At 45.8% G+C, this 5,419-nt stretch carries 2 protein-coding genes and 1 pseudogene; 1 reads left to right on the forward strand and 2 read right to left on the reverse strand.

All coding sequences use genetic code 11. From position 1 onward, the window contains the following. Positions 1-105: 105 nt before the first annotated feature. Positions 106-791, reverse strand: a pseudogene (locus JCM15831_RS24130) (IS5 family transposase); the annotation flags it as partial. A gap of 834 nt (positions 792-1,625) precedes the next feature. Here JCM15831_RS24130 and JCM15831_RS15015 point away from each other — a divergent pair. After that, positions 1,626-2,162, forward strand: coding sequence for a hypothetical protein (locus tag JCM15831_RS15015; protein WP_025824875.1), 537 nt, complete (start codon positions 1,626-1,628; stop codon positions 2,160-2,162). Positions 2,163-4,385: 2,223 nt separating this feature from the next. Here the strand turns inward: JCM15831_RS15015 and JCM15831_RS15025 are convergent. After that, positions 4,386-5,108 carry a glycosyltransferase family 25 protein gene (locus JCM15831_RS15025; RefSeq protein ID WP_025824877.1) on the reverse strand — a complete coding sequence of 241 codons (723 nt, stop codon included), beginning with the start codon at positions 5,106-5,108 and terminating at the stop codon, positions 4,386-4,388. Between the last annotated feature and the right edge of the window lie 311 nt (positions 5,109-5,419).

The following is a 5,419-nucleotide window of genomic DNA, read 5'->3' on the forward strand; positions in this document are numbered from 1 at the left end:
AGATGCGATCGAGGCGCGGTCAAAAGCGGTTCTTTAGCCATCGTTCCTGTCGAGCGACTAACGATCACCACCGTTCGGAATACTTTTCCGCCTTAGGCTCGGGATTTATGCCCAAAACATAATGATAGATGCCTGGAAGAAGTCATTTGAACATCTGTCGTAGCATCTGAAGACTCGCCGCCAGTCCTTAAGCCTTCCGAGCATAATCTCAATGCGGTTGCGGCGTTTGCATTTCCGACTGTCATATTTGACAGTCGTTGCACGGAATCTCTGTTTTGTAGTGCTGGGCTTTATACCTCTCCTCTCTCGGGGCTACCTTGAACCAGACGGCGTCATAACCCTGGTATCCCAACATCCATCGTGCAGCTGGAAGGCCATCCAACAGAGCCGCGGACCAGTTTAATCAATGGTCTGTTCCGGAGTCATGAAAAGCTCAGCGGTCGTCCGTTCTACTCAGCGTTCGCGTGCAGCTTCTTGTTCATGCCGCCCTTTTTACCCGACCGGTCAGTTGCGCTCGATCCCTTCCTCCAGTCGCAGGCTCAAAGCGTGCGGTATGCCTACAAATTAATTCACATCATCAGAATCGTCTGAGGCTCTGCCTTTCCGGTAGCCTAGTCCGTCCATCACAAGGACGAAGATCCCCATTACTTCCCAGCACTTCTTACAGTTGAAGAGCGTCCTATATGGACCGTTTTCCGCGGGGCATGACGCCAACGCAGTCCGTCCCGACCGAAAAAGACGATAGCACTCAACACGCGACTATCATCAGCGCGGGGTCTGCCTTTGAACTTCGTGCATGCTACGTTGGGCGCGGCCTCCCGCTCTCCATCATTCCAACGCTGGCATAGGCTCACGACTAGCAGGGGTTCGACCCGCTACTTCGAGCCATAGACAGTCGTCTCAACAAACTTTTAGCAGAACCGAGGCTATGGCGATGACCAGGCCCAGGCCGACATTTCATCCATCGGCGCTCACCTTGTAATCCTGGCCTGATGAGGCAGACGAAGCCCCTTTTAACCATGACCGGCATGCCTTTAAGCTTCACGACTACGCTGAAGAGATGTTCAACAAGCTTGAAAACCAGAGGCAGCCCACCGCGACATGAAAAAGCCGTGCGCTCCCACATCAACCTCGTCTCTGACGCCTCAACCTACCTCTGGACCGGGGTTATCTTCGAGCAAGCGCACGAAATCAGAATCGTCACACAGTCAACCCACTTCGAGTATTGCCGGGGTGTCGAGCCTAGAGACGTAACATTGCCCAAGTTCGACCTTCACTTGAGCCTACTACCCCTCAATTCTTTCCACTCTGTAGTCTTAACGCGTTAAGACCTTCTAGTATGTTTTTCCATCCTTTTTTTATTCGCGGTCTCGTTCCACTGACCGCCATATAAGAATCATATCTACCTTCTCGAAGCGCCCTTGTAAGGCCGAATGTTTTGATCCAGGCTACTGAAGCTTCAGCAGATGACGCACATCGCGAACACTTAGGTTAAAAGCCTGTTGAAAATCTTAATATCTTCTGGCTTAGAAATGGTAGCGATAATATCATCAAGCGATATCACCCCCCACCTAACTGGGGAACCTAATGAGCAGTTGCAATGATTTGGACACGGATTTTCGACGATGAATTTTAAAGCAAATATTAATACCTTCGACGTGTTCGATACACTAGTGGCACGGAGATGCGTTTTACCTACAAATATCTTTAAAATCATGGAGGAGAGACTCGGTATCGCTAATTTTGCAGTAACGAGAATACAAGCCGAACAAACCTTACTCGGGAACCCCTATAATTTCGACGACATTTACTGCAATGTTGCCGAAATTCTTAACATAAATGAAGATGAAACAAAAAAATTAAAAAATCAAGAAATAACTTTAGAAATAGAAAACATAATACCTATAAAAGAAAATATCTCAAAAGTAAAAGATGGAGATATTCTCATATCTGACATGTACCATACAGAAGAGGTTGTCAGATCGCTATTGGACGCGGCGGGCTTTAAGAAACAGTGCGCCTTATCGTCTCCAATTACGGGAAGCATAGAGGAACTATCTGGCCGAAAGTACTTAAAAATTTTGCGATCTCCTCGCATCTTGGAGATAATCCGCATGCTGACGGGCGCAGTCCCGCACAATTCGATATCGATTACGAGTTAACCAACAGGTGGGCAGTTCATCCCATTGAGAAAATACTTTACGATGTGCAATTTGAGAATTTTGGTTCTCTCCTCAGGGCTATACGTTTGGGAACATGGCACGAGGATGTCATCAGGAGAAAAGTACAGGAAACACAATTACTTTTAAGCTTTCCAATTCTCGTTTTTGCAAGCGCGATCCTCAGGAGGTCCGCCCATCATTTAGGGAAGCGACGTCTTGTGTTTTCTGCACGAGACTGTTTCAACTGGAAGAAGCTGTTTGAGACTCTCTACCCCAATGAGTTCGAATGTGTATATTACTATACAAGTCGATACTCGAAGTGCCTTCATGATGCCGACTATATAGAGTATAGTAATACAATAATAAATAAAGATAGTCTCATCGTCGATCTATGCGGAAGCGGGTGGTCATTAGAAAATTTTACCCAATATCTCAGCGTTGATAGTATCGACGTTTTTTGATACATAAAATGCCTCAAAATCAGGAATATATGAAAGGTTATACAGAACAAAAATGCCGGTATCATTTCATCGTAGAAAACGAATTTGAGAGCTACAAAAACCATATTTTAGAGATAGCTAATTTTGCTGACCACCCAATGCTCAAAACAATCTCAAAAATCGACGACGTATTTTGTCCGGTCTTCTTCAAGGAGGGAAGAAGCGAAACGGAACTTTCCTATGTATCTATGCAGACAGACATGTTCGACCACTGCTTATCAGACTTGTTAAACACGGCGTCGACAAACAGATTGAAGAGCATAACGTCAAGATATTGGGGGACCTCATCAAAATTTTTTACCGACTTTTGTCTCAAGATGTCTTTTCTCATACTGTATATGCATCAAATTTTTTCAAAGAAAACAGCGAGGTCGAGAGCAAGATTAACCTCCTTGTAAATTCTGGTTCCCGCTAGGCGATATCAGGCTCAGAAAGATTCCACCAATTGATGCCAATGAGCCTGTTCTCAATTTTCCACCTGCATAAACGTATTGTTTAACAAGGGTGCGCTTCATCGGTTGATGACGGGTTGCCAAAGGTAGAACAGCCCACTGTCTGCGGACGACGTCTCGCCTCACGCGCGAGGCAAGCCTCAGCGACAGTGGCCTCACCGTTGGTTGACATGACTATCGAATCGAACTGCAACTCAAACCGAGATTTACGGCAAGCTTTACAAATCCGTCGCTCGACCCCAAGTTGCTTTCGAGACCTCTAATACGTGAGTGTCAAAGGTTTTACTACTTCAGGGAACGGCGCAGAAAAGATACTAATTAACCATATGAACGTCTCAAACAGTCGGTTTAGTCACATGACTTCGGGCCAACCGAACTGCCTGTAGCGACCCAAGCGCTGTAATGCTTCTCGCTGAATAACAAAACGCCCTCGCCACCTTCGCAAGTCACTCTCTCATTGCTTCAAGTAAGAAAAAACGTGGTGACAATCATTAATTCATTATGAGGTCTATGGTGTGCGTACTCTTTCTATAGGCAATAAAGCAAAAAATTGATAGAATACAATAAAGAAATTTTTTAAAGAGGGTTTCTATGTACCGGAATAATGGAAAGATAGTCCGGATCTGAGATCGTTATCCTTGAACTTGGTATTGATTCCAAAAAGTGAAAATTCCAGATCGACATCTACGCGTATGATTACAACTGTATGCTCCGCCGAAAATTCGAATCCGAGAATCTTTACCCGAAAAAAGCGTCTGTAAGCATGGCTTGCCTTATATGGTTTAGGCACACCTCTCTCCATTTATCGACATGGAGGCTCTGCTATCGCATCTAGAAACCCATATCAGCGCGCGCATTATTGCAAATAGCGCGGAAACGAGAGCGCGCTTGAATGAGTCCGGGGATAAGCTCGAAAAATCTATTGTTCTACCGAACTCCACCAGCTCATCAAACATACGAAGTTCATCTCATTATGAAGTGAGCAAAACCCTAATCGTTTCAGACCACCTGTCGCTGGAAGGGCCTAACAACCACGCTCAGAAGGAAGGAGCGGGCCAATCATCGCCCATTCCCCATACGTCAGATCGCCTCGTGCCATAGCTGTACTCTCCGCCCGTTATTCCACAAGAAGGAAGTAAATCTGCTCTTGCCCCAAACCGGTAGACCTTTTGTCAATGAAACTTAGTATAAAGGAGAAAATTTATAGAGCGATCTATTTATTTTTCTATATCCTGAGATATCTAAAATGAAAATTATCCTATAGGAAATCATTATCTATTGAGTGAGTGCTCCGCCCGATTATCCGTTAGGCATAGGGGAGGAAAGCTAGTGTAGGCTTGCAAGGAGCGGTAAAAAAGATTCATCAGATGATCAACTGAAGATGATAAAAGCTCTTTTCCGCCAAGAGAGTCGTATTTAATAATCTCTCCCCGTAGAGGTAGACAAGTCTCGAGCAGGCGGTTGGCCCCTTTGGGAGATACGGCATACCCGCAGATCCCGAATGTGTGATCGAGGCGGAAAGGTAATGATTTGATCTCGCTCTTTGCAAACCGCAAGATGTTTTCCCGCACCGCAGGTTGAGACAAGGTCACGGTACAAGGCGTAATTCCAGGAAGAGCTGTAAATTTCAACGTTGTGTCCGGATTATTGCCCCAGAGTATGATATCCCAATCATCGCCAAGACCCAATATTATTCTAGCGCTTTCCTCTTCGAAGTTTTTACAGAGAAACGCGTCATCTTCGAAAATATGCGCCGCTCGACCACTTTTTGCCACCGATCCCCAAAGCGCCACATGAGTAAGCCCAGACCCCAAAGCTCCTCGCGTGAAATTGCAATTCGCGTGGATGAGGCCCAGCTCTTTCATGGAGGCGATGTCCATCAGTGAGCCATCAATCCCGGGTGCGTGGATAAAGTTTCCTATATGGGCGTTTACAGCGAGAAACCGCTCTTTGCGCTCCGGGGTGCGTTCTAAGCTTATAAAAAATTTATCCAATGCTTCGATCCAACAATCAAAAAGAACGGTTTATGAAAACGCTACTAACATCCACTGTTACGCAATTTGGATGCTGACCTTGCTACCAAATAATATATCGAACATGCATCATTGCTTAGGGCTGTGCAATTGCAACCCCACCGGCACGACAATATATCACGCACGTCATAGCTCGGCCCCTAGTTTCTACACGAAAACGAAACCTAGCTCCTGCCCCATAACATTCAAGGTATCGACGCGACGCCTTTTGGCTACCGGCAGAGAAAATCCCGCATGTTTGAAATTTGGCACAGGGGCTCTTTTACCGAGAA

Origin of the sequence: Asaia astilbis JCM 15831, from assembly GCF_000613845.1 — a bacterium.
Classification (GTDB): Bacteria; Pseudomonadota; Alphaproteobacteria; order Acetobacterales; family Acetobacteraceae; genus Asaia; species Asaia astilbis.

What these genes read in the sequence shown, in the direction of transcription:
- JCM15831_RS15015 (WP_025824875.1), top strand. Translation starts at nt 1,626, where the DNA reads ATGAATTTTAAAGCAAATATTAATACCTTCGACGTGTTCGATACACTA.